Below are 25,804 nucleotides of genomic sequence, written 5' to 3' on the forward strand. Positions count from 1 at the left end.
GTATACGATTTTCGGCCATAAAAAGCCCAGTAAAAACTGGGCTTTTGGTGATAAATGACGCTAAAAAGCGTTTGTATTACAAGTTACAGGTATCACAATATAAGTAGACACCATTAGGATCGTCAAAGGAGGAGAAAGTTGTTAACATATTCTGCCATTTTGACATTAAGGCATTCACGACTGGACTTTGAGCCTGTGTTTGCTGTACAGGAAGGTAAGCTGTTGCCGTGGCAAAGATATCTTGAATGATTTGTTCTTGTGGACTGAGCTCTTGTTCAATGAGCTTGGTGTCAAATTGTGTTAACTTGGCCATTTCCGCTGCTTTTTTAATGGCTTGTGGCATATCACCAATCGCATCGACTAAGCCAAGTGTTAGGGCTTGCTTTCCTGTCCAGACTCGGCCCTGAGCAATATTGTTAACGGCTTGTTTTTTCATGCCTCGGCCATCGGCAACGATTGAGATAAAGTTGTCATAACCGTGTTCAATATTGCGCTGCACAACAGTACGAAATTGCGGGGTGAGATCGCGGGTAACACTAAAACCTGCCCAAGATGAAGTCCCTACACCATCGGTGTAAATACCTAAGTCAGCTAATGAATCTTTAAAGGTTGGAATAAGACCAAAAATACCAATTGAGCCAGTTAATGTGGTTGGAGTGGCAAAGATATAATCGGCATCGGCTGAGATCCAATATCCTCCTGAGGCCGCGTAGCTGCCCATACTGACAATGATGGGTTTATTCGCGGCTTTAATGGCGAGGATTTCTTGGCGAATTTGCTCTGAAGCAAAAGCACTGCCTCCAGGGCTGTCTACTCTCAATACAATCGCTTTAACATGGTTATCAAAACGCGCCTTTCTTAATAGTTTTGAGGTACTTTCTCCACCAATTTCACCGCTAGGCTGATTGCCATTGAGGATATTACCTTTGGCGACAATAATGGCCACTTTATTAGACTCTGTCGCTTGGGTGTGTGATTTTGCGATGGATAAGTAATCATAGAAATTGATTTGTTTATAGTTATCGCCTTGATTGGCTTTGCCCACTCTATCTACCATGGCGAGTCTAAAGGCTTCTGCTGTGCTTAAGCTGTCTACCCAGTGTAGATTGAGTGCCATTTTAGCCATGTCATTGTTCGTTTTATCCAGTTCGGCTAAATATTGCTCTGGTGATAAGACGAGTTGATTTGGTTTGATGTTACGGTTGTTCGCCACTATTTGACTATAAGTTTGCCATAAATCACTGAGCAAGCTCATATTGGCTTCTTTAGCAGCGGGTGACATATCATCACGAATAAAAGGTTCGACCGCTGACTTAAACGTGCCCACACGAAAGACATTCATTTTGATTTTAAGCTTATCTAGGGCGGATTGAAAATATTGGCGATAGCGCCCCATGCCCTCAATGCTGACCATGCCTTGTGGGTTCAAATAAACCGTGTCTGCAAAACTGGCCAGAAAATATTGGTTTTGGTTGTAGCTATTGGCGTGGGCGATGATGGGTTTACCCGATGCTTTAAAGGCTGTGAGTGCATCTCCAATGGAGGAGAGTTTACTTAAACCTGCATTTTGTAATTGGTCTAAATCTAATACTAGCGTGCTGATATCATTATCATTGGCAGCGCTATTGATCACTTTAATGACATTGCTCAATAAAATTTCACTGTCGGCGCTATTTTTCCTTTCGCTATTCATAATGGCTTCAAGCGGGGCAACAGGCTTCTTTTGTTCGACAATATTGCCGGATAAATTGAGCACTAAGGCGGAGCCTTTTTCAATATTCACAGTGTCTTCTTTACTCAGTCCAATCAGCACCGCGATCAGTAATCCGAAAAAAATGACATTGAGAATAAATTTGCGAATACCGTTTACAGTATTCCACATAAAACAAAATATCTTTTTTAAAAATGAAGGTTTAGCGGACATTTGCCACTCCTTGATGACGTGATTGACGCCATGTTAACCGAAATAATGCACAGATGGAAAACCCAATTCAAAACGGATGTCTCTTTTCCCTTATTGAGCTTAGTACAGACTCAAGGTATGCTGAATTAAATCATTTGTTTAAAAAGGATGTTTGAATGTCGTTTCCGCATTTATTAGAACCCTTAGATTTAGGCCATACTCAATTGAAAAATAGAGTGTTAATGGGATCTATGCACACAGGGCTAGAAGAAGAAAAGGGCGGTTTTGAAAAATTAGCTGCTTTTTATAAAGAGCGCGCCGCTGGCGGAGTCGGACTGATTGTGACTGGGGGGATTTCGCCAAATTTACGGGGGCGATTGGCGCCCAATGCCTGTCAACTCAGTTTCCCCTGGCAAGTCAAAAAACACACTATTGTTACCCAAGCAGTGCATCAGGCGGGTGGCAAAATTTGTATGCAATTACTGCATGCAGGGCGATATGGTTACCATCCCTTTTCTCAAGCCCCCAGTAAAGTGAAATCCCCTATTACCCCTTTTACGCCTAGTGCGATGTCAGCAAGGCAAGTGAAAGGGACCATTAAAGATTATGCAACCAGTGCGGCCTTGGCGAAAAAGGCGGGCTATGATGGCGTTGAGGTGATGGGCTCAGAAGGTTATCTGATCAATCAATTTGTCAGTAGCCGAACCAATCAACGCACCGATGAATGGGGCGGCGTATTTGAAAATCGCGCTAAATTTCCCCTTGAGATCGTGCGCAGTATTCGTGAAAAAGTCGGTAATGATTTTATCATCATCTTTCGTTTATCTATGTTGGATCTGGTGGAAAATGGCTCAACATGGGATGAAGTGGTGCAATTAGCCAAAGCCTTAGCGGCCGCTGGCGTATCGATTTTAAATACCGGCATTGGCTGGCATGAGGCTCGGGTTCCCACTATCGCGACGAGTGTGCCACGGGGGGCTTTTGCCTGGGTGACCGAACGGCTTAAAAAAGAAGTGTCATTGCCTTTAGTTGCCACGAACCGCATTAATACACCAGAGATCGCAGAAGGCATTATTGCATCGGGTCAAGCGGATATGGTGTCCATGGCGCGGCCGTTTTTGGCTGATCCCGACTTTGTCAATAAAGCCGCTGCCAATACACCTGAGCTGATTAATACTTGTATTGGTTGCAATCAGGCATGTCTTGATCACACCTTCTCATTGAAGCGCGCCACCTGTTTAGTTAACCCCCGTGCCTGTTATGAAACAGAGATGAATTTCACGCCAACTAAGCATAAGAAACGCATTGCGGTGATGGGCGCAGGGCCAGCAGGCATGGCGTTTTCTGTGTATGCGGCCAGTCGCGGCCATGAGGTGGTGCTGTTTGAAGCTAAAGCCGAGGTAGGCGGGCAGTTTAATTTAGCTCGTAAAATTCCGGGCAAAGAAGAGTTTGATGAAACTATTCGTTATTTTCTTGAGCAAATTAAATTGCACCAAGTGGACTTAAGGCTCAATACGCGACTGGATGCCTCTGTGGTGCGAGATGAAGCCTTTGATGAGATTGTCATGGCATCAGGGGTATTGCCAAGAGAAATTGAGTTACCCGGTTTTGACTCGCCTAAAGTGGTGGATTACCAGCAAGTACTTATGGGTCAAGTGACGGTAGGTGATAAGGTAGCGCTCATTGGCGCAGGCGGCATAGGCTTTGATATGGCGCATTTTTTAGGCGAAGAAGAGTCCAGTACCTTACATTTAGATAAATGGCTTAAGCAGTGGGGCATTGATAAGACCTATCAAGCACGGGGCGGCTTGATGAGTCCTCAAAAAGAAGCGCCTCATAAACAGCTTTATTTATTGCAGCGTAAAACCAGCAAGATGGGCAAAGGCCTTGGGCGGACCACAGGTTGGATCCATCGCTTAGTGTTAAAGCAGCACCAAGTTATTCAAAAAACCGGTGTGAGTTATGAAAAGTTTGATGAGCAAGGCTTGCATATCAGCATCGATGGCCAGAGTGAAGTGCTTGATGTGGATAATGTGGTGTTATGCGCCGGGCAAGTCTCAAACCGCACCTTACTTGAAGAAATGCAATCCACTGGGCTGCCTGTGCATATGATTGGTGGCGTGGATGTGGCCGCCGAGCTCGATGCCAAGCGGGCCATTAGGCAAGGGGCCGAATTGGCTATTAAATTGTAGCGATTAAACTTTAGCGTAAACGGTAACGTTTAATTTTGATATTTTGTGTCAAATTTCTGATTATGGCTAGCTTGAGGAATTAAGTTAGCCTTTATTGGTTATTCATTGCTACCGCAGGTTCTTGTGCAAGTAATTCTCGGGACGCTGTAGAGCTATCTGACCTGCATGGATAGCAGGAAATGCCTTAAAATGTCGGGAACAGCTTTGCATGATCGGTGACAGGGCCATGGGCGCTCTGCGATTTCAAATGACATCCTTGTCTAAAGGCCAGCCAAATAAAATATATCCGTATATAAAAGCCAGCTCAACATCCCTGTTTCCCGTTCATTGACTCATGGCGTGACCATATTAACCCTATTTGTCGCTCATTAAAGCCATATTTATGGCTTTCGCCCTGAAACCGAAACTAGCAGATGCATCTACACGGGAATTTAAAGCGAAAATCAAGAGAAAAGAACAAGCAGTGAGTAATGCTTTAATTGTATTGGAATTAATGTACCAGACTTAAGTGGGGGCTGATTAACCTGCACTTGGAATAATGAGTGTTATAGCGTTATTCCTTCCAACTTAATGGCCTGATTAAGGTGTTGTGCCAACCTTTTGTCGATAGTAAGGTGGAATGTCGTTCGTATTAAATCGCTCGCTACTAGTGGACAGCACCCTCAAATAAGGGGTTAAAATAACGGTATTTAGCGATGTTGTTGACATCTAGGGCTTGGCTCGAATTCAAGTCGATTAGTGATTGGATTTTGGTTGAGCAATAAAGGCTAGCTTGAAGGATATGCTAGCCATGCTGGCAGATCAGCGCTTATGTTTATCTACGATTTTTAAAGACTATTTTTGTCGCGTCAATATCTGTTCTATTTCTGATAATATTAGGTATTGCTCGACAATAGCTTTTTGATAAACCAATTTCATCAACCAATGTGGTTACTGCAATAGCATTATCGATTTTATTTAAGTACCATTTTACTCTATCTGCAAGTGCGTATGGAATTGGCTCAAATGTGGTTTCCATTATTTTGATTTTATCGCCAACATAAATGTTTCCTCCATTAATGACTTGAGCGAGTACACCTCGTTTGTGTAGAATTTTATTGGCACTGGCAAGGTGTTTTATTTTCTTGCAAGGTTCACAATGAAACGTGATACGAAGCAGTACTTCTCCTATCTTGAATACTGTTCCTGAGGGATATGTATGGATATCCCTTTCCATTTCTTCTGAGAGTAATATGTTTTCTCCAAGTTGACCGGGAGGAATATTGAATTCTGTTAATGTACTAAGGGGCAGCAGAAGAAGGTGTCTAAACTCATGGCGAGTGACCCCTCCCAAGATCCCATTTGAAGAGAGCGATAATTCATTAACCATAACTACTGTTGGTGTATCGTTTGCCGTTTTTAAAAATAAATGTTTAATCATAAAGTTTTTACAAATAATTAATAGCGCGACAGACGATATTGTATGTCGCGTGTATTCTAATATAAAGATGACATAATATTGTTATGACATGATATATTCAGTTGGAGGTGTTTTCTCTATGCTAGATAGCATAGTATCGACTTCAGTCACTAATATATCGGCCAAATTTTCTAATAACGTTTCATTCATAGTATAATTTTTTAATTTATAGGCGAAATGATATTCATCCTCAACCCAAGTTTCAATACCTGCATCATTGTGCTGTGCTTGGGCTTCTATTTTATCAAGTGCATGGGCTATTTTGGCTTCGACAGTAAGGTTTTTTTCATACTCCCACCAAAGTTCGTATATCTCTTCACCAATAGTGGAAGGAAGTTTTGTTTTTATCTTTTCAATGGCTTGTTGCTCTTTACGTTCTTTATCTTGTTTTGCTTCTGTGCTTGATGAAGAAATGGTGATGGGCATATCTCCGGCGTAAATTTCTACCAGATCATGGATAATGATTAGTTTTAGGAACTTTAGTTGATTGAATGAGCATGTGAGATAAGGGGCTACCATGATACCTAAAAAAGACATTTGCCATACATGTTCTGCGACACTTTCTATTCTTCCATCAGTTAAATAACTGTGCCTAAGTTCCCTTTTTAATGCTTCAGAATCTAATAAAAAAGATCGGATTGATTGTGCGACTTCAGCTGTTTTCATTACGACTCCATTTTACATAACCTAACATGGCTTGCACCATGAATACTAAAAATAAAAAAACCGATGAATAGAGTTCTTTATAGAGATAAAAACTGACCCAGAGTAAATTGATTAATACCCAAATAAGGTAACCTGATTTTTTCTTTCCAATTATTAACTGTCCACCAATGAGACTTCCAGCAACTAATAGCCATGTTAGATGATCAAGCAGCATTATATTCGACCTGTAGCATTGGGATTGAAAATGTGGTTTTAGCTGCGCTAATGAAATCGGGCTTATGACCCAGTAATTTTTCTGTTTTAGTAAGCGATGAACTCCACACTTTTTTAAAATGGTTTGCACCCATTCCTTTCATTTCCATATGAGCTAAATGAAGAATATCTTCGTCACACTTTTTCATTTCGAAATCATAGTGGGGTTTTGGTTTTATTCTAAAAGATATTTCAGTGTGCGGGGAAGTCCGTGTGGCAGGAAAAAATGAAAAAGGTCCGAAGCCAGTTACCCAAGAGAGTTTGTTTTGGCATTTAACTCGAAAACCAAAACATTCATGACCTAAGTAATTTTCTTTTTCTACGATAATATTATTACATTTTTCTAAGGTTGAAATGAAATTACATAAATCAAATAAGGTTCTTACTTTAGGAAAAATAAGCGATAAGGTACTGATATCCTTTTTTTCTTTAAATGAATCTATTATTAAATCAATGTTTTTTGAACTGACGTCGTTAATAATCTCATGTCCCCATCCATACTTAGCGGGGTTTCTTGCTGCTAATGCAGCAAAAACACATCCAGCTCCCTCATTTTTATAAAATATTCTTTGTTCATTTATAATACTGTTAGTGTTCATATAATATCCTTATTTTGAACATTTCATCTAGTGAATAGTTGAACGATAGATGTCGTTATATTCACTTCTTCTTATCTGAAGTTGGGTTGATAAATTGTTGTGTAATGTTGCATATATTATTCTTTTGATCAATGTTTTGTTTTTTTATTAACATTGCAAGTTGTTAACCATGATACTTGAAATAATCGAATGAGGTATTTCAGTTACAATAATTTATCTTCTTGTTATTACAAAAGAAACAGCCTAATACTATTCATGCAGGGTAGTAATCGATAACGTTATTTGTTATCTGTCGTCTCACTCATTGAGTTCATTTAAGTCAATTGCCTGTAGCAGATTAAGAGTGTGAGTTCTCACGCACATTCGTTGATCCTAGAATAGCCTCTAGGTGTATTTGTAATTAATCAGTTATTAATTACCATAGCGATATTGGCAGGTGTTTTTTCAGCTTTTAGCCTTAATGGCATTCATTGCTGCCGTAGGCTAAGGTGCTGTTGTAGGTACCCATCCGCAGAGAGTATCATGAATTTGCGTTTGGCTATTCTTAGGTACTGGAAAGTGTGTTTATTAATTGAAACTTCATGTGGGGTTATCGCTTCCAGTGAGGTAAGGTCGTAAATTCCCATTCACACTGGGGGGAATCAATAATTTCATTTGTTTAAAATTATCTAATTTGAACTGACTGGGTTTATTTGAGTAAATTGCTGCCGCAGGCTAAGGTCGTGGATGCCTATCCACACTAGGATCCTAAAATGTGCGTTTGGCTCCAGTGATATTGGCCAGTATCTTTCAGCTTTTAGCCTTAATGGTATTCATTGCTACCGCAGGCTTTTGTGCAGATGCCCCTGCGAGACGCTGTAAAGCCATCCTTGGCCGCTTTACGGTTTCATCCTTGAAACCGAAACTAGCAGATGCATCTACACGGGGATTTAAAAGCGAAAATCAACAGAAAAAGAAAAGATCAAAGCAGGGTGTTTCTCCGAGTTAGGTTTTTTTACATAGAGAGGTATGAATGAAAGTTGTGAGCTAGATCAATGGTTTTTATTTTTCTCTTTATGCGATTTAAACATTTTATTTACAAATGTATTACTGTAGTGGTATTTTGCTTGGCTAGCGTAAATGGGCTGGGTTAGCAGTGTACTCTGGCTTAGTGATTGGTTTAAAAAAACTGTTTCAAAGAATTGGCAGTCTGGAAGGTTATGCTGCTGAGTAAGCTGTTAAGTTTTTACAAGTTAGCGAGAGAAGTGTAGAAATATGGATTTATTTAATTTAGAGGGAATTTACTCGCTTGCGTTAGAGCCAGAAAATCAAATTGATTTTGATCATTGGATGTCGCAAGAAGGGGTGGTGGATTATCTAGAGGATGAAGCGAAAGAAGAATACATTATCATCTACTCGTCTCTACCACACACTTTCATACATTCAGTACTTATTCCTAACGTTGAGCCAAATGATGAGGTACTAAAAGATCTCCAAAAGTGGAGTTACAACCCGTTCTCATCATGGGGGCTAACTTGCTCATCTGATGATGCTTGGGTAGAGCCTCCTCTTTCTAGCTCGGGGAGTGAAACTCTGAAAACGGGAGAGCAGATTGTATTCGGGCGCTCATTTGAAGGTATCAATAATAATCAAAGTTATTATGAATTAAACCAAAAATTAGCTCATGTACTTGATATCCACTTTGTTCCAGAGCGAAGGTCATGGTGCAAGCTGGATGATCATGGAGATATGCTCGATGTATTTAAAATACTCGAAATTGATGGCCTTCCAAAGAATGAGACTGGCACAATAATATGCGCTAAGAAGGAAGTGTTAAGCGAATATTTAGGCGTCGAAAACCTAACTTTAATCAGAATGTTTGATTTTACAAGATATAAGTCTGGCAATTTTTCTGGTTGGGATAATAGTCGCGAGTCCGTGGATTTTGGGAGCTCAGCTTCAATTTATGGTTCTTTGTCGATAGCTCCAGGGATAGGAAGTTATTCAAGAGGATTTCAACTTATAGAACTCAGTCTCCCTAAAGAGCACATAGTAAATCGTGTTTGGGGTAGGCCTGTTGACAAAGAACCTAAGAAATATTGCGCCTACATTGCCCATGACTGGAAAAATAAGGACATAACTGAAATATCATGCGATCCTACTTGCTTGTCTAATTATTTTACAAAATCAGATCTTCCCTTTGAGATTACACCTGCGTTCTTTAAACCAGAAGTACTATCTAAATACAAAAGTGATAGAGCAAAGTATAAGCTTGATAGTCGCTCTGTAAGTTGTAGAGCTTCATGGCATCTAGAGACTTTCGATGTCAATTCTACCGGACAGGTTCACACTTATTTAATCTATTTAAGTCGATTGCCATATGAAGAGCAGCTTCATTGGAAACAGTATAACGAGAAACCAAAGGCTCCACTTTCAGAGCGCGCAATTAAAACTGACTTTGAAGGTCAGTTTTATGAAAAATATGACCCATTACCAAGTTTAAAGCGCAAATTGGATAAACTTCATTCTGAAGGTGTGCATTGGTGGGTTCTTCGAGACGAAAACGCTCCAGATAAAGTTCATTACCCTTATACAGACTCTAAAGATGAATGGGCTGAGGAAATATTAAATCTCGATCAGCTGTTAGTAGAAGGCCTCCAAGAAAAGTGGTTACGTAAAAAGGCTAAAGCGCTAGGTTGTAATCCTGATGCTCGGCTTAGGGCATTAAAATTATTGGAGACCATACTTGTCGGTATAGATTTTGAAGAAGAGCATGCTAGGGAGATTATGTCACCTTTTCACGTTGTCCATAATTTGCGCTCAATATTGAAAGGACATACGTCTGGAACAGAAGCGGAAAATGAACGAAAAAATGCTTTGAAAGAGCATGGTAGTTTCAGAAAACACTTTGAGAAAATATGCAGTGACTGCGATGAGTCGGTTGAGATAATAGCTGAGGCATTTAAGGAAAAATGAGAACTTCCTTAGCTTCAAAAACTAACAAGGCGCTGCTGCCGGACAATTTTTACGTTACACTCCAAAGTTGACGCAGAGCGCGGCGTTATATTGCAAAAAAGGTTCAGTGAATGTTTCAAAATGGATCTCTAAAATTATTTCAAAAGTATTTGGAAGATAGGTTAGAAACTAATATTCATTTAACAGAGGATAGTGTTAGGTATAGTTTCTTTTCAGCACTTACAGCGCAGAATGCGTTTGAGCAACATGAAATAACTCTAGAACTACCTCATCCTCAAATAAAAAATGCGGAAATTGATACCTATATAAAATCAAAAAATATTGAAGCGTTTCTTGAGTTTAAATATCATCGAAAGAGTAATAGTTCGTCGCCTAAGCCCCAAAAAGCAGGCTCCCTATTTAAAGACTTTATAAGGTTATCAACTTTAAATGGCAGCGCCAAGAAATACGTCGTATATTTTACTGACATAGAGATGGCTACTTACTTTCACAAACACAACTCTCAATATAGTGACTTTTGGTCTAAAGAATCCTTCGTATTCGATGACAGTTTTATATCTAAAACCAGCTCAACTTTCAAAAAGGTATGTGGTAATTTAGTTAACTGTAAGGTAAATACGATTTTTAGTTCTTGTTTAGCTTCAGGGCACCAAATCAGAGTGTATTGCGTAACTGCAATATAACAAGTCACTAAAGCAGGACTCGGGCAAAACCGACTAAGACAGCCATCATTAATGGCACTTTCTAACCCCTCCAGCTAAGCTTTATGAACTCGTAGATGTCGCAGCTTGCTATTTATCAGGGGCTATTGATAAAGGCCCATTTATAAAGGGCTGTGCCACGTCCAAGCAGAACCTTGATGAGTATTGAACTTTCTATTGAATTTTCCGTTTAACAAGAAGAGCCTATTACCATTGCTGTCGCTGTGCGGCGTGCCCGTCTTCTATTCGTGACATGCAGAGGTGACACAAAGAGATGCGGGGATGATCTTTTTTTATAAATAAAGAGGGGATTAATAATGGCTGGCTATCAATCAAGCTGTTAAAAAGATTGTTATAGGGTGACGATGCTCAAAGCTTCAATGCGCTTATTGTTGTGACTGAAAGATCATTGGTTGATTTTAATGTATGCCTCAATTGCCTTTATGATGTCATCTACATTGATGGGTTTACCAATAAAGTCTTGCATACCCGCATCAAAACACCTTTGCCTATCTTGAGGTAATACATTGGCGGTCATAGCGATGATATAAGGCGGATTGGTTGATTGCTGTTTAATGATTTTCTTAGTTGCAGTGACGCCATCCATATTCGGCATCTGCATATCCATGAAAATGACATCATAATGTTTTTCACTGACGGATTGAACGGCTTCTATACCATCGACTGCAAGATCAATATCATAACCTATCTTTTGAAATACTTTTTTAGCAATGGCTTGATTAATTTTATTATCTTCAGCGAGCAAAATAGTCAATGGATATTGTGCTGAAAGCTTCATGGGGGTTTTATTATGGGAATGAGTGCGTGATGAGGCCTTTGTATTGTCTATGACTTGCAGCATTGGTAAAACGAATGTGATAGCAGTGCCTTTTCCTAATTCACTTTCGATTGAAATATGCCCTTTCATTTGTTTGATGAGTTGAGCACAAATGATTAAACCTAGCCCTGTTCCGCCATACTTTCTTGCTACCGAATTATCGACTTGAGAAAATGGTTTAAACAGCTTACTTTGATCGGTTTGACTAATGCCAATACCCGTGTCTGTAATCGTAAACGCAATTTGAAAGTCATTTTTGACACTAGCATTGACTTTAACCGATAGTTTTACGGTTCCTTTTTCAGTAAATTTTATCGCGTTATTCATGATATTGAGTAGTATTTGACGGATCCTGAGTTTATCGCCCATTACGCAATCAGGTAATGCTGTATCCATTTCTGTAATAATATCTAATCCCTTATTTGAAGCATGTACATCAAGCAGATAACAGCATTCATTGACTGTTGCTCTTAAATCAAGGGGCATTTTTTCTAAGTGTAACTGCCCTGCTTCTAATTTTGAAATATCTAAGATATCATTGATAATAACGAGTAGCCCATCCCCACAAACTTGAATACTACTGAGATATTCACGTTGCTCATCGTCAAGCTTTGTATCATCGAGCAGTGCGACCATACCTAAAATACCATTCATTGGCGTGCGAATTTCATGAGACATGTTAGCAAGAAAGTCACTTTTTGACTGCATAGCGTTTTCCATTGAATGAATGGATTTTTTAAGAGTTTGGCTCATATTATTAAAGGTATTTGCTAATACATAAAATTCATCTTTAGAGCCGATGGTGATGTTGTGGTCAAAGTTTCCCTTTTCAATTTCTTCTGCACCAATCGTTAATATTTTAAGGGTATTGATGATGTTTTTAGAGAGAAAGTATGCGGATAAACTGGTGAATAATATGGCGATGATAGTACCAATGGTGACTATGAAGATGGTTTGTTGGCTAGCCAGTACTTGTGATTGCTCTCTTTGTTCTAATAATGCTAACTCAATGTCAACAAACTCTTTTTGTATTAGCCGAATATTGCCGATTATTTTTTTCCCCGTTTCTTTTTCGATTAATGCTTGTATATCAAGCATTGAGACTTCATTTGATCTTTCTATTTGCTTTCTTGTTGCGATTTCTATTTCGGCTGCTTCTTTCATCCATTTTTGTTGTAACAGGTTTATTTCTTCTAGTCGCGCAACTTGTGGAGGGTTGTCTGATACTTGATTTTGTAATGATATAAGTTCAGCTCCCCACATCTTTATTGCAGCCTCAAAGGGGGCTAAGAAGTTAGGGTTGCCTGTGAGCAAAAAACCTCGTTCACCGGTTTCCATATCGATTAATAGTTTGGTTAAATGATGCGCTTTACCGATAACTTCGTGAGTATGCTCTACCCATTGCGTTGTTTCTGTTTGGCGTTGGATACTCATATAAACCACGATTGAAATGACCAATAAAAAGAATATGGGTAAGGCGGCGCCAAACAAAATCTTTTGTCTGAAGGAGAATTTCTGCATCGTCCGTTTCGTTACTTATATTGAGTCCTTTAATTACACTATAGCTAATATTCTAATGTGAGATGGTTTATTGAACAGAATGTCTTTCACAGTGCTGTTGTGGGTTGGCATACAATATATTCTGTAACATAAAATGATATTGTTTTAATGTATCTTGAAATGAGAAATGAATCTTGCTATTGGTTTTTTGATAGGGTGATTTAAATATTGGCTTATTAGTGAGCGTGACTATGAACAATGTTTATCTATTGTTTTTTGTTGCTGCTTTGGCATTGTTATCCACCATCGTTGATGTGACAGAAACAGAAGCGATTAACTTAATGCAAGATACCCCTGTCGGTGCCACTCTGGGTGTACAAAATGATGAGTTAGCGCCTTGATATTGGCTTAGCTTGTACAGGTGGGTAAAAGCGGGTTAATGATTGTCTTAGCATTGATTTACATTGTTTTTGATTTTTTTATCAATGAGCCCTCAGTACCAGAATGATATTCTTGAGGGCTTATTTTAATCTTAATATTTAAGAGCAATTAGTGCTTGTTTCGGGATGATTAGCACTTCTCGCATTGTGTTGATGTATTAGTGCTGATATACGCCAGCCGCGATGAAATAATCAGTACCAGGAATAGCGATAATGAAGGTGGTTTTTTCTTCATCTGCACCCGTTGAAGGGTTCGCCCAGTAATATTGGTAAAATCCACCTCCAGCATTTTCTTGGGCAGTTTGGATTAAACCTTGTATAAAATAATCCCCGGTTGAGTCTTGTAGGTTCCACATATCCTCACCTTCGAGTGTGTCATCGGTGCCATGAGAAATCACGGTACCAGCATCGTCGAGTATAAAAAAGTAACCAGATTGGTCTTCAAAGAAGCGGATATAGTTGATAAAAATTTGCGAGAAGGTGATTTGATCCGACTCTTGGGTGTAGATGTCATTAAATACAGCTGAGAAGGCCTCAGAAAGTGTTGTGGTGACATCCATGACTAAAGTTTTATTGGCATCATTGACATACAATAAGTTATTGATGCCATCATTATAAAGGCCTGCGCCGATAAACCATGGCAGGTTATCGTTGGGAGTAGTGTCATCAGTGCCAACACAGTTATCAGTGTCATCACTGTCATTGGTGCCATTGACTTCAATGCCTGTCACAAAACTTAATTTATCCGCAGGCTCGTCTGTAGCGGGGTTAGTAAAATAATAAGAGATGAAGCCAAAACCGATATGCTCAACGGTATCTATCATCTCCTGAACATGATATTTCCCGTTCAAATCCTGTGCATCACATCGGCTGGTGCCTATCCAAGTGTCGTAAATATGGGCAATAACAGTGGCATCTTCCAGCGTTTCAACAAAAAAGTAACCTGAATCATCAGGGAAAAAACGCGTGTCACTGACCATAGCTTGAGTGAGTGCAATACGGTCATCAAGGTTTGGGATGAGATCTGCAAAGGTTGCTTTTAGCCCCGTTGCCATATTGACCACATTAACGCGAACGATATTTTTATTAGACTCATATTCTGAGATCACTCCTGATGTTGTGTCATCATCGTTGTCATTACAGGCAGTGATCAGTAGTAGGATGAAACAGGCTAGAGCAGACGTCCAATAATGTTGAATTATTCTTATTACTTTCATTATTAATCCTTTATTGACTATTAATAACGACTTTTCTATTAATAATTGGATGGTAAGTAAGGTTAGCTGACTTTTATTCTAGAAAAACAGCGCTTGCTAGGTGCAAATAGAATTGTAGTTAGACTTTAATTGAAAGTAGAACTTTGATGGAGAATATTTTTGAGAAAAAAGCGGTGAGTGACATTTTTTGTTAAAGCCTCGTTGGGCTGATACTGATGATAAGCAAAAGAGGCCATTGATTGGATCCAATAGCCCTTTGAAATTTGTTTTACTAATGGGATAGAAGGTTAATTACTGAGTACATCAGGGGTTGATTTCTTAGCTAATTTTGCGGCTTTTTTTTCTTTTGGGGTTAACAAGGGCTTCTTCTTAGCATCTCTTTTTCCTTTTTTACCTTTACTCATAATACTCTCCTTTTCAAGTCATCGATTATGCCTAATGTTAGTGAGTTAACTTATGGCTTACGATGCGATTGGGGTGTTAGTTGAATAACTGTATTAACTCATTACTCTCATTTTTTTCACATCATAAGTATGGCTTAAAAATACACAATTGACAGCAATGATGCATATCAGCGGATGGAAAGAGAAAAATGGGCAGGGGAAGTCGCTATTTTTTGAGCAAAAATAGATTCTATTGTTTTAATTTGAGGTTTATTATGGCGTTACTTTAGGGAGGAGTGTGGTGAGTTCTGATGGGTGTTCAAAAAGGTGATCTGGTTGGTATTGAGATAAAATATGGGCTGAGTTATAGCCCCATGATACCGCTACACTGGCAATACCAGCTTGCTTGGCGGCTTCAATATCTCTGGTTTCATCACCAATATAAAATGTATTGCTCATATCACATTTTATATTCTCTAAGCACTTTTTAATGCCTTTGGCTTTACCAAAAATAGTGTGGCAGCAGATCACACTGCTAATGATTGAGTGTAAATGTTGATCTTGCAAAAATGCTTCTATGTTGGTCTGACTGTTTGAGGAGACGATATGTAATTGAGTGCCTTCCTGGTGCATTTTAATGAGTATGTCACTGAGGCCTGTTACTATTTCTTGTTGAAATAATTGTGCTTTAAATGCTTTTCTGATGCGATAAATAAACAGAGGGAGCTCATATCGTTTGATACCAAAAGCCTCGATAACGTTATCTGAGGATAAATCTTTTAAATCAACCCAAGATAAATCATGTCGCCCTGTGTATTGGGTTAAACATCGATAAATCAATTCGCCAGATTGGACTATGGTACCGTCGAAATCTAAAATGAGCGTTGTTTTTAGCAAGGCATTTTTCTTTTTATGATCTTTGCAGAAGAGACTACACCTATTATTTAGGCTTGTCTAATTTAACGCTGATGGCGAATGAGATTGGTTAACGGGTGTTGCAGGCGTTGAGTACTGCGAAAGAGAAAGCAGGTAATAAGCTCTATTACCTGCATGATTTTAATTAATAGCCCGTTTCATAATCCATAGATGCACTATTGGTGGTTTCCCAAGTGCCATCATCATATAAAATCGTGGCTTTTGCGGTGGTATTGCCGCTATAGGCACGAACGGTGACATAACATTGAGTTCCGCCTGAACAACTGGCATCGCCTTGCCAGATAACCGTATCCACATTTTTATTGATGTTTTGAATCGTAAAACGACCGGAAGTACTATTGCCAAAGCTAAAATCCAGACCTGAGCAATTTGAGGTGCCATTGCCAAAAACATTACCGCCGGGTTTGACATTTAAATAGCACACTAAGTTTGCAGAGAGGGCGTTTTGCGACAGTAATAATGTTGATACTAATGCCGATGCTTTTAATAGTTGAGTGAATTTCATTTGAAGTCCTTTTTCGTTTTTATTGGCTTTGCACTTAATTAAAGCGTTTTTTTCAATCATTAAGCTAGCAAGCTTGGTTGCAGTCGACAATGTGCGGATAGGGTGTGAATAGGAAAACCACTCTAAAGGGGGAAGTCAAAAGTAGGGTGTTTTTTGAGGGGAAGAGTAGGTTATTGATATTGATATTAGTGCATTGTTATTTTAACATATAAAAATCAACTTCTTATCATTTTTTTGTGGTGAGATGAAAGCAGTAAAAGGAATGATTGTAAGATGTTAGCTGTGAAGTGGTATAAAAAACCTGAGATGATCGTGGCATTTTCCGCCTTATTGATAAGTTTAATTACTGCTGCGGTGAGTGTATATTCTGCATACGTTGATCGCAGTTATGCTCGCGCATCAGTTTGGCCAAGGTTAGAGTTGCATCGCAGTTTTGGTAGCAATCATTTTAACTATGGTGTGACCAACAGTGGTAATGGCCCTGCATTAATCCAATATGCAGTCGTGATGTATCAATCTAAACCGATTAAAGTATGGCGGGATATTCCCAATTTGCCTGTGGTTTCCCAATCTCATATGAGTAACCGAATTTTATCGCCTCAAGCACAGATAAGTTCGATGTCATATCAAGGTGACAAGGTGAGTTTTTTACTCAATATGGATGAATCTATCGACATGGAGCTGTGTTACTGTTCGCTGTATGAGGAATGTTGGGTTATTAATAAAGACAATGACGTTAATCCGGTTGAACAATGCAAGATTGACCCATCGATTGCTTTTAAGCAATAGCGTGACTCTTTATGTGTATAGCCGAGAGCAAGTTTTCAAGGCATAACGTGGAAAGCACTAAAGTTTATTGAAAAAGTGTCGATATAGACGGGTAATCCCTTTTTTTAATAGGCTCAACTTTATAATGCAAGCAGTCACATTAAAGTTTGCCATCGATGATGGTTCGACAAACGTAAAAATTAGCTGGCTAGATAAGGGACAGGTATGCAGTATCACCTCACCTAACTCCTTTAGAAAAGATTGGAAAAGTGCGGCGCTATTAAGTGATAAGAAAATTTTTAATTATCAAATAGGCTCCACCAAATACACTTATGATGCCACCTCTGATAAGGCTTTATCGACTACCCATGTCGCTTTTCAATATGATGATTTAAACTTGCTATCGGTGCATCACGCACTGTTGCAAACAGGGGTTGCGCCTTGTGAAGTGAAAATTTTGGTTACTTTGCCTATCACAGAGTTTTACAATGCCGATGATTGTCAGAAAAATGAAGCCAATATTGCTCGCAAAAAAGCGAATTTAATGCGTGAGATTAGTTTAAATAAAGGCGATGTGTTTAAGATTGTCGATGTGGAAGTCTTGCCTGAAAGCCTGCCTGCAGTGTTAACCACCTTAGTGGACTCTGGCGTCAATGAATTTACTAAATCATTAGTGATTGATGTGGGAGGCACCACATTAGACATGGGCGTTATTGTGGGTGAGTTTGATGATATTTCCAGTGTGTATGGGAATGCTGAAATTGGCGTGTCTATGGTGACGGATGCCACGAGAAAAGCGTTAGCGGCTGCAGACAGTGATGCCAGTTATTTAGTGGCTAATGAGTTGATTAAGCGTCGTCATGATAGTGAATTTGCCAGTGAAGTGATCAATGATTTAAGCAAAGTTGATTGGGTACTTGAGTGTATTGCGAATAAGATTAATGAGCTGGGAGACGCTGTCGCTTATGAAGCAAAAACCTTTATGCGCAATCCTAATCGCATTTATTTAGTGGGCGGCGGAGCAACATTAATTGAACAAGCGGTGAGAGAGGCTTATCCGAGTTTAGTGAGCAAAATTATATTACTGGATGAACCTCAAGAGGCACTTTCTCGTGAAATTTGTTGTTACCATGCAGCGGAAGTCGATGAGATAGCTCAAGCTTCGTAAGCTTAATGAAAAGAGAGACTAAACATGCGTATTCGATGTAGCTTTATTGTTGAGCCGGAAGTGCATACTCATCATCAGTATGCAATTGATATTTTAAGGGCTTGGCAAAAACAAGAAAAAGAGCAAGAAAGCAATAAAGAAGTGATGATTGGACGAAGTAACGCGTTTCATCAGTCTTTATATCTTTCAGGGCTTTATTTGCATAAATTGTCTCCTGACTTGCCTCAGTTAGTCAGTGAACTCTTGCCAAATGATGAGCTAAGTGTTGAGCCTTTATTATGGCAGTTGGCACAAGTTGGGATTAAGCAAAAGACACAAGATGCCATGTTGTCTCAATCTCAATGGCAGCAATTTTCTTCCATGTTGGAAAAACACGGTGAGGAGCAGACTCAAGCACTAAAAACAGAATTGGCTTCAGTGTCTTCATCTTCAGAAGGGGGAGAAGGGAGAAACCTACACGTTCAGCTTGATAATATTACTTCACTGCAATTGGAGTTATTAGAAAAGGTTAATAAACTGGACGCTGGAGCGTCAAAAACTGAGACCATCAACACAAATCAAGTCAGTCAAAACCTTGAATCGATAAAGTCCAGCCAGCAGGATTTAATCAGACGGCTTAATGTCATTAGTCAGCAATTAACAATGCCTCAACAGTCGGTAGCTATTAAGAGTGCTGAGGACGATACACTTGAAACGCAACTAAAACGTGCTCGCAGTGTGAAGGCTAAAGGTTTGTGGTAGTGTGATGTGTGCATATTGAAAACACACTGAATGTAGTGTGTTTTCTTTGACTTTATTAATTATCTCTAATCAATTAGTTAATATAAATTCTGGTTAAGCATCGCCAATAAATATCGCTATTTTATTCCTATCTGTGTTGTGCTTTCTACTTCTAGCGGGCTATTAGGCACGAGCCCCGCCTTGATATCGACAAACATATCGGCATTTAGCAATAAATGACATAAATAAAAACAAGAAATCAATTTAATTTATTGATTTTTAATCTTATTTTGTTTAAAGCAGACACTCATTATTCCGAGTTCAGCTTAGTTAATAAAATCGATATTATATTGGAGATAAATAATGAATATTGAATAAGCCCTCTTCGTCAGTCCAAGTTTTTTTGATGGTAAATGTGGCAGCTTGCAAGGCCATATCTTCCAGACTGAGTCCTTCACAAGTGAAAAGTGAGTGTTGGCGAGTGTCAACGAATAACGATTTAAGAGTGTTAATGTTTATCATATTATTGTGATTTAAAAATAGGGTTAACAGTCATTGTTAGCACGAAAGGCATGTGGTAACGCAGGGGATATTCAGTGTTCATATTGTAAAAGACCCATGAGTCTACTTTATGACATTAGGCTTTTTTTATGGTTTTGTTTTACACGTTAACTGACCAAAATCATCTTTTATACAGTGATAACCACATTTTATCTCACTCATATTTTGTACACATTCTTGATTGGGCTTTTGAGCACAAGTCCATTGACCTGCAAATGACTTACAGTCATATCCGCAGACTTGCTGACCATATTGGTCATGGCATTGATACTTTTTATGGGGGGCTGCGGTGTTGATATTGATACTCGAAGGCTGATTGGTGAGTACAAATTGGTAGCCTTGTCGGTACGCTTGATTGAGTTTTACTTGCGATGTAGGGCATGATTCTGCGTAATTTGGCTGCATGTCTAGCTCATGACGAGCATCATTGATCCCTTGGCTATAAGCCGCTTGGTGATTACAGTGTTGGGCTATCCAGTCTTGCTGCATTTGCGCGCAACCGGACAGTGAAATGATTACTATCAAGAGGAGATAACGCATTATGCTTCCCTGTTTTATGAGCTTTTTGATTAAGGTTAGCAGAATTACAAAAAAGCGGACATTAAGATAGCCATGATCCCTCCTGTGATCCCAATAATGGTCTCCATGATTGTCCAGGTTTGAAGAGTTTGCTTTTCGGTTAAGCCTAAATAACGATTGGCTAACCAAAAGCCAGAGTCATTGACATGAGAGAGAACAACGGAGCCCCCTCCAATGGCAATGGTGATCGCGGCCAGTTGTGCACCGTCAAGGTTAAGGGGAGTGATTATGGGGATAATCAAACCGCATGCAGTTAGCATGGCAACGGTTGCAGAGCCTTGAATGACTCTTACCGCTGCAGATAAAACAAAAGCAAGTACGACGACGGGTAAGCCCGATCCTGCGAGGATATTCCCCAAGGCAGTACCGACACCAGAATCAATCAATACTTGTTTGAAAATACCACCTGCGCCAGTGACTAAGATGATAATACCTGCGGGTTGTAGGGCGCTATTGCAAATATCCATAATGCGATTGCCAGATATGCCACGCTTGATCCCTAAAAAGTAAAATGCCATTAAACAAGCAACTAAAATAGCGGTAAAGGGGTGACCAATAAATGCCAGCCATGAAAGTAATGGGGAGTTGGGGGCAATAAGTCGAGAGCCAAAAGTGTTTAGTGCGATCATGAATAGCGGTAAAATAATTAAACCTAAGGCCAGTAAAAAACTGGGGTTACCTTCTCCTTCACGGGTAATGGATATTGGGTGATTTTTTTGCGGGTCATGTTCTGTGTTTGGGGTGTTAAAACCCTTCTCACAGGGTAAGTCGATATGGACTTTAGTGGCGATAAAATGGCCGAAAATGGGACCTGCGAGGATCATGGCTGGAATAGAGGCTAACAAGCCGAATAAAATCATATAACCAAAATCAGCCTGTAATTGCGATGCGACCAAAATGGGCCCAGGTGCGGGAATAAGAAAAGCTTGGCAGCTGGCAATGCCCGCAAGTAAAGCGATCCCCATTTTGACTATGCTATCTTGACTTCGTCTTACGACGGCAAAGGCAATACCAATGAGCAGCACAACGGCGACATCAAAAAAGAGAGGGAGCGCACAAATAAAACCTGTCAGTGTTAGTGCCCAATGTGCATTTTTTTTGCCAAATTGAGCCAATAAAGTGTGAGCAATACGATCGAGAGCGCCAGTGACTTCCATGACTTTTCCAAACATGGCACCTAATGCAACGACCACGGCAACAAACCCTAAGGTGCCTCCCATACCTTTTTGAATTGTACTCGCAATATTTTCAGGACTCATGCCTGACAGCAGCCCTGCAATCATAGAAACTAAAATCAGTGCGACCACGGCATGTAATCTTGTTTTCATGACGAGAAAAAGCAATAAGAGGATGGAACCTACAGCAGTAAGGATCAATGATGCGTCAGACATGGTGTTTCCTTTTTTGGTTATTATTCTCGATTAAAGATGCCTATTTTATTTATTGTGTAAGCAAGGATTTAAATCATCGAATGCTTGACTATGCTAGTGAACACAGCGTAATGTTACCGGTAACATTATACAGAGATTATGTTGATGTCTATAAAAAATCAATGATATTTTAAGGATAGCAAATACAAATGTATGAGAATATAAATGGCCGATGCCTCATTATTATGGGAGTCTCAAGTACGGGAAAGTCGTCTATCGGGAAAGCATTAGCCCAAGCGATTAATGCGCAATTTATTGATGGGGATGATTTACATCCAAAAGACAATCTTATTAAAATGGCTTCGGGACAATCACTTAACGATGATGATCGCCTACCTTGGCTTGAATGTGTACGAGATGCGATGGGGCAGTTAGTGGATGATGAGCATGCTGGTGTGATGGTATGCTCTGCATTGAAAAAACAATATAGAGATGTCCTTCGTGAAGGAAATAAAAGGGCCGTTTTTTTACATCTGTATGGATCATTTGAGTTGATTTTACAACGAATGAAAAGGCGCGAAGATCATTTCATGCCCATTGAATTACTGCAAAGCCAATTTGACGCATTGGCTTTTCCCTCAAGGGATGAAAGTGATGTTTATCACATTAATATTGACGGAACATTTGAGCAAGTGCTTGAAAAATGTTTAACTGAGATCCGTCAATTATAATGTTTCAGTATATATAACAATATTGATCAGGTGCTTTCTCCCAAATGAATACTAAACCCTAAGTCGATGGTTGATTGGACTGTATCATCATGATTGCCTTTAGGATCAAGTTGAGCGAGTAAGGCTTTAGCGGCGGTTTGCCCTATCGCTTCTCTTGGTGTCATTACGGTGGTTAATTTTGGCACTATTGCTTGACCAATATCATGGCCGTGAAAGCCTGCAATCGCCATATTATCAGGAACCTTGATGCCTTGTCGTTGACATTCAAATATGGCTCCTACGGCAAGATCATCATTAGTACAAAAAATGGCGTTAGTTTGGGGATGTTCATCTAATGTTTGCTGCAATAGTTGGGCGCCTAATGAAAAGGAAGAAGCACTTTGAGTGGAGATTTGGACAGGGTTAAGCTGATGTTTCAGCATGGCTTGTTGGTAGCCTTGATATTTTAATTCGGTCCGTTTGTCTAAACGGGCAGCAAGGTAAACGACTCTGTCATAACCTTTCTTTATGAGAGTTTCAGTCATGTTAGATGCCGCTCGCTTATTATCAAATCCGACTGCTATGCCTATATGGCTCGAGCGGGTGTCCATCATTTCAATAATCGGAATACCTGATGTTTTGAGCATCTGTATGGTGCGTGGATTATGCTCAGTGTCGGATAGCAGTAAGCCATCTATATTATAAGATAATAGAGACGCGATATGTTTTTCTTCTTGATCGGGACAATAGCTGTAGTGAGCGAGCATCGTTTGATAATTGGCACTGTCGGTAATACTCTCTATGCCTCGAATCACTTCTGCGAAAACTTGGTTGGTTAAAGAAGGGACCAAGACCCCAATAGCCTGACTTTTAGCAGCAGATAACATGCTTGGCGCACGATTATTGATATAACCTAGGTGATTAATGGCCTGTTCAAGCTTTTGTTGAACCGGTATAGAGACTTGTTGTGGATCGCGAAGAAAACGGCTGACGGTCATCTTAGTGACGCCAACAAGATCCGCAACATCTTGCAGGTTAGGCCTTCTTTTTTTATTCATGAAGTATCACGGGATTATAATTAGGTTAAGCCTGTTTATGATCTTGATTATACACTTGTATGATATGTCTATGCTACCGAGAGTTAATGTTTTTAATAGTGAAAAACGATGTTGGTAAATAGAGTGGAAATGTTGTTGAAAGTGTCATTGCGCATAGAATAAACTTGAGGGACTTTTCATTATATCGATAACGAATTATGATGCCGCTTTGGTATTTTGAACTAAAGGTCATTCATGGATAAACTGGCTGCTATCTCCTTCTATATGAATGGATTAAGGCAAGAAAAATCATTTCCAATTCCCACTGATTTACTTGAGAATATTCATGTTTGTATCGTGAATGAAAATCATAATGTCGATGGCAGCTTATTGATTCAGAGATTGCGTGTATTAGATGATTATTGGCTGAATATGACTTGGGATTGTGCACTGAATGATATAGCTCATTTTAGTCAGTTAATGGTCAATAATCCAAGTCCATTGGCGTTTTATGAAGATTTAATGGATTTACTTCAAATGCATTTATTAATGTCTGATAAGCAACAAGCGTTATGGTGGGCACATAAAATTGTGATTGCATGTTGTGGGCGGACACATTTGTATCTTGATATGGGATTTAAGGAAAGACAGAGTATTACAGCATTATTTACTCAATATTTTCCCTCTTTTGCATCAAAAAATATCGATAATAAAATGCGTTGGAAAAAATTTTTGTATAGGCAATTTTGTTTAGTGGCTCAATTACCATTATGTCCAACCGCCTCTTGTTCTCAGTGTCCTTCTTACCAAGAATGTTATTCAGGTTAATTAACCTAAAAGCTAATTTAGTGATAACGAATTAATGTGCTTAATGTCAATCCGTTTATATTCCTTTACAAAAATTGTGGGTATTATGGATTTTATTTTGTTTATTAATTGCACTTTGTTGTCAGCTTGGTACATTAATGTGAGCTATATCACATAAAGGATAATGAAAATGGAAAATCAAGCTGTTGAACAGTGCCGTGCTGTTTATCTTACCGCTGAAGATTTACGAGTTGCCGCCTCCATTCTTTATAATGCTTACCATAGTGATCCTTTATTTTTGGATGCGCTGACTACCGGTGAGCAACTACAATATGAAAAAAAATTAAGAGGAGCCATTAGAGAAGAGCTCAACGAATTGTGGCAGCAAGAACAAGCACTAATTGGTTTATTTGATAATGAAAGATTGATTGGGGTGGCCTGTATTGCAACCCAGCAAGTGCCATTGGGTGAAGCAAGGTATTGGCATTGGCGCTTAAAGATGTTGCTGAGTACAGGTTGGCAATCAACCCAAGCTTTGATGAAAAAAGAAAGTCAAATTATTGATAACTTACCGAGCAAAGACTGTGGAATATTACAATTTATTGCGATTTCTCCTCTTGAGCAAGGTAAAGGTTTTGGTCATAAATTAGTGCAAGCGGTATTGAGTTGGTGTGATGAACAACCAGAGCTTGATGGTATCGGATTATTTGCCAGTAGAGTATTTGATATTCAACTTTTTAATCGTCATCAGTTTGAGAAACGTACAGAGTTAATGATAGGTAATGTGTTAGGCGAATTACTTTTTTATTCTTCAGATCAAGCGGGTTAGCATTTTGGCAGCGTCAATAGAGATTTCAAGTTGTGAGTTTATCGTTTTTCTACTGAATAGATATTGCTATACATGATGAAAATCTAAGATTTGTTTGGCTTTATTGACGTATCGATAAGAAATGTAACTAAAGTAAGGGTGAATGAAGTGACCAAAAATAAAATCAATGAAGTCATGATCGAATGCATAAAATAAAGTGCGGGTAAAATAGGTTTGCTGATCTTTAGAGGCTAAATCGTAACGAACATAACCTCTTATTCCAAATAAAAAAGGGCTTTCTCCATAGGCTAATAAATAGTGTGGAGCACCATTGATTTCAGGTGTCCAAGTGGTGTTATTTTTCCGCTCTAAGAGTGATGGCTGTTTATCGATAGAAGGATACTCAGGAGATAGTGGCTTTTGCAAATAAGGTTCAGTTTTTATCGACCATGGATAAAATAAAATGGGCCAATGGTTAGGGGTTGTCACATAATCGTACACTTGGTGGATAGGCGCATTAATTAATACTCGCTTTGTGATGGACGCCATAAAGACCTCTTTGATACTTTTATGGTTTACAGTGTGAGTGTTAAACCGATACTTTATAAGTATAGTGTATTCATTCTTTCATCCCCCACTTTTGTGTTTAATTTTATTAAGTGCTTAACTAAAAGTTATCGTATATTTTGATGGGTAATTATCCATGATGCTTTTTACACTCTTTTTAAGC

At 39.2% G+C, this 25,804-nt stretch carries 25 protein-coding genes; 12 read left to right on the forward strand and 13 right to left on the reverse strand.

All coding sequences use genetic code 11. The features are described 5' to 3' along the window. Window positions 1–76: 76 nt before the first annotated feature. On the reverse strand, window positions 77–1,924 hold the full coding sequence (sppA, locus tag Q0976_RS20225; protein ID WP_299495766.1) for a signal peptide peptidase SppA: 1,848 nt from the start codon (window positions 1,922–1,924) through the stop codon (window positions 77–79). Between sppA and Q0976_RS20230 the strand changes: the two genes are divergently transcribed. Together Q0976_RS20230 and Q0976_RS20235 are read left to right on the forward strand one after the other, a co-directional pair. After that, entirely contained in the window at window positions 1,925–2,053 is a 129-nt protein-coding gene (locus tag Q0976_RS20230; protein WP_299495768.1) for a hypothetical protein, read from the forward strand. Window positions 2,054–2,079: 26 nt separating this feature from the next. Continuing rightward, on the forward strand, window positions 2,080–4,095 hold the full coding sequence (locus tag Q0976_RS20235) for an NADPH-dependent 2,4-dienoyl-CoA reductase (RefSeq protein ID WP_299495770.1): 2,016 nt from the start codon (window positions 2,080–2,082) through the stop codon (window positions 4,093–4,095). A gap of 814 nt (window positions 4,096–4,909) precedes the next feature. On the opposite strand, the gene Q0976_RS20240 is transcribed toward Q0976_RS20235, so the two are convergent. From Q0976_RS20240 to Q0976_RS20255, 4 genes are all read right to left on the reverse strand, one after another. Then, the gene (locus Q0976_RS20240) at window positions 4,910–5,515 is read right to left on the reverse strand and encodes an MOSC domain-containing protein (protein ID WP_299495772.1); all 606 of its coding nucleotides are present in this window, start codon (window positions 5,513–5,515) and stop codon (window positions 4,910–4,912) included. Window positions 5,516–5,596: 81 nt separating this feature from the next. Next, window positions 5,597–6,220 carry an HD domain-containing protein gene (locus tag Q0976_RS20245; protein WP_299495775.1) on the reverse strand — a complete coding sequence of 208 codons (624 nt, stop codon included), beginning with the start codon at window positions 6,218–6,220 and terminating at the stop codon, window positions 5,597–5,599. Then, window positions 6,207–6,434, reverse strand: coding sequence for a nicotinamide mononucleotide transporter (locus Q0976_RS20250; RefSeq protein ID WP_299495778.1), 228 nt, complete (start codon window positions 6,432–6,434; stop codon window positions 6,207–6,209). The genes Q0976_RS20245 and Q0976_RS20250 overlap by 14 nt, the downstream gene beginning before the upstream one ends. Further along, on the reverse strand, window positions 6,424–7,071 hold the full coding sequence (locus tag Q0976_RS20255) for a hypothetical protein (RefSeq protein ID WP_299495780.1): 648 nt from the start codon (window positions 7,069–7,071) through the stop codon (window positions 6,424–6,426). Before Q0976_RS20255 ends, Q0976_RS20250 begins: the two co-directional genes overlap by 11 nt. A gap of 754 nt (window positions 7,072–7,825) precedes the next feature. Between Q0976_RS20255 and Q0976_RS20260 the strand changes: the two genes are divergently transcribed. The 3 genes from Q0976_RS20260 to Q0976_RS20270 all read left to right on the forward strand — a co-directional run bounded on the left by Q0976_RS20260 (window position 7,826) and on the right by Q0976_RS20270 (window position 10,709). After that, window positions 7,826–8,059 carry a hypothetical protein gene (locus Q0976_RS20260; protein WP_299495782.1) on the forward strand — a complete coding sequence of 78 codons (234 nt, stop codon included), beginning with the start codon at window positions 7,826–7,828 and terminating at the stop codon, window positions 8,057–8,059. A gap of 266 nt (window positions 8,060–8,325) precedes the next feature. Continuing rightward, complete coding sequence (locus Q0976_RS20265) at window positions 8,326–10,026, forward strand: hypothetical protein (RefSeq protein WP_299495784.1); 1,701 nt, start codon at window positions 8,326–8,328, stop codon at window positions 10,024–10,026. Between the two features lie 110 nt (window positions 10,027–10,136). Then, complete coding sequence (locus Q0976_RS20270) at window positions 10,137–10,709, forward strand: hypothetical protein (RefSeq protein ID WP_299495786.1); 573 nt, start codon at window positions 10,137–10,139, stop codon at window positions 10,707–10,709. Between the two features lie 424 nt (window positions 10,710–11,133). Here the strand turns inward: Q0976_RS20270 and Q0976_RS20275 are convergent, their stop codons facing one another. Then, window positions 11,134–13,086, reverse strand: coding sequence for a CHASE3 domain-containing protein (locus Q0976_RS20275; RefSeq protein WP_299495788.1), 1,953 nt, complete (start codon window positions 13,084–13,086; stop codon window positions 11,134–11,136). 230 nt (window positions 13,087–13,316) lie between these two features. Between Q0976_RS20275 and Q0976_RS20280 the strand changes: the two genes are divergently transcribed. After that, entirely contained in the window at window positions 13,317–13,466 is a 150-nt protein-coding gene (locus tag Q0976_RS20280; RefSeq protein WP_299495790.1) for a hypothetical protein, read from the forward strand. A gap of 197 nt (window positions 13,467–13,663) precedes the next feature. Here the strand turns inward: Q0976_RS20280 and Q0976_RS20285 are convergent, their stop codons facing one another. The 3 genes from Q0976_RS20285 to Q0976_RS20295 all read right to left on the reverse strand — a co-directional run bounded on the left by Q0976_RS20285 (window position 13,664) and on the right by Q0976_RS20295 (window position 16,546). Continuing rightward, entirely contained in the window at window positions 13,664–14,722 is a 1,059-nt protein-coding gene (locus Q0976_RS20285) for a cache domain-containing protein (protein WP_299495791.1), read from the reverse strand. Between the two features lie 656 nt (window positions 14,723–15,378). Further along, window positions 15,379–16,002, reverse strand: a complete 624-nt coding sequence (locus Q0976_RS20290; protein WP_299495794.1) for an HAD-IA family hydrolase — start codon at window positions 16,000–16,002, stop codon at window positions 15,379–15,381. Window positions 16,003–16,165: 163 nt separating this feature from the next. Then, a complete protein-coding gene (locus Q0976_RS20295) occupies window positions 16,166–16,546 on the reverse strand; it encodes a hypothetical protein (RefSeq protein ID WP_299495796.1) in 381 nt (126 codons plus the stop codon). Between the two features lie 273 nt (window positions 16,547–16,819). Here Q0976_RS20295 and Q0976_RS20300 point away from each other — a divergent pair, with 273 nt between their 5' ends. From Q0976_RS20300 to Q0976_RS20310, 3 genes are all read left to right on the forward strand, one after another. Beyond that, window positions 16,820–17,335 carry a hypothetical protein gene (locus Q0976_RS20300; RefSeq protein WP_299495799.1) on the forward strand — a complete coding sequence of 172 codons (516 nt, stop codon included), beginning with the start codon at window positions 16,820–16,822 and terminating at the stop codon, window positions 17,333–17,335. A gap of 124 nt (window positions 17,336–17,459) precedes the next feature. Beyond that, entirely contained in the window at window positions 17,460–18,482 is a 1,023-nt protein-coding gene (gene parM, locus Q0976_RS20305) for a plasmid segregation protein ParM domain-containing protein (protein WP_299495802.1), read from the forward strand. 24 nt (window positions 18,483–18,506) lie between these two features. Continuing rightward, a complete protein-coding gene (locus Q0976_RS20310; RefSeq protein ID WP_299495804.1) occupies window positions 18,507–19,223 on the forward strand; it encodes a hypothetical protein in 717 nt (238 codons plus the stop codon). Window positions 19,224–19,850: 627 nt separating this feature from the next. On the opposite strand, the gene Q0976_RS20315 is transcribed toward Q0976_RS20310, so the two are convergent. Both Q0976_RS20315 and gntU read right to left on the reverse strand, forming a co-directional pair. After that, window positions 19,851–20,303 carry a hypothetical protein gene (locus Q0976_RS20315; RefSeq protein ID WP_299495806.1) on the reverse strand — a complete coding sequence of 151 codons (453 nt, stop codon included), beginning with the start codon at window positions 20,301–20,303 and terminating at the stop codon, window positions 19,851–19,853. Between the two features lie 44 nt (window positions 20,304–20,347). Beyond that, complete coding sequence (gene gntU, locus Q0976_RS20320; protein ID WP_299495808.1) at window positions 20,348–21,733, reverse strand: gluconate transporter; 1,386 nt, start codon at window positions 21,731–21,733, stop codon at window positions 20,348–20,350. A gap of 188 nt (window positions 21,734–21,921) precedes the next feature. Here gntU and Q0976_RS20325 point away from each other — a divergent pair, with 188 nt between their 5' ends. Continuing rightward, complete coding sequence (locus Q0976_RS20325) at window positions 21,922–22,443, forward strand: gluconokinase (RefSeq protein ID WP_299495810.1); 522 nt, start codon at window positions 21,922–21,924, stop codon at window positions 22,441–22,443. A gap of 26 nt (window positions 22,444–22,469) precedes the next feature. Here the strand turns inward: Q0976_RS20325 and gntR are convergent, their stop codons facing one another. Beyond that, window positions 22,470–23,480 (reverse strand): gluconate operon transcriptional repressor GntR, encoded by a 1,011-nt coding sequence (gene gntR, locus Q0976_RS20330; RefSeq protein ID WP_299495812.1) that lies wholly within the window; start codon window positions 23,478–23,480, stop codon window positions 22,470–22,472. A 234-nt stretch (window positions 23,481–23,714) separates the two neighbouring features. Between gntR and Q0976_RS20335 the strand changes: the two genes are divergently transcribed. Both Q0976_RS20335 and Q0976_RS20340 read left to right on the forward strand, forming a co-directional pair. Next, window positions 23,715–24,287, forward strand: a complete 573-nt coding sequence (locus Q0976_RS20335; protein WP_299495814.1) for a nitrogen fixation protein NifQ — start codon at window positions 23,715–23,717, stop codon at window positions 24,285–24,287. Window positions 24,288–24,456: 169 nt separating this feature from the next. Then, window positions 24,457–25,095, forward strand: coding sequence for a GNAT family N-acetyltransferase (locus Q0976_RS20340; protein WP_299495816.1), 639 nt, complete (start codon window positions 24,457–24,459; stop codon window positions 25,093–25,095). A gap of 66 nt (window positions 25,096–25,161) precedes the next feature. Here the strand turns inward: Q0976_RS20340 and Q0976_RS20345 are convergent, their stop codons facing one another. Continuing rightward, on the reverse strand, window positions 25,162–25,623 hold the full coding sequence (locus tag Q0976_RS20345) for an SRPBCC family protein (RefSeq protein WP_299495819.1): 462 nt from the start codon (window positions 25,621–25,623) through the stop codon (window positions 25,162–25,164). Window positions 25,624–25,804 lie beyond the last annotated feature (181 nt).

The organism is uncultured Shewanella sp., from assembly GCF_947501665.1.
GTDB lineage: Bacteria > Pseudomonadota > Gammaproteobacteria > Enterobacterales > Shewanellaceae > Shewanella.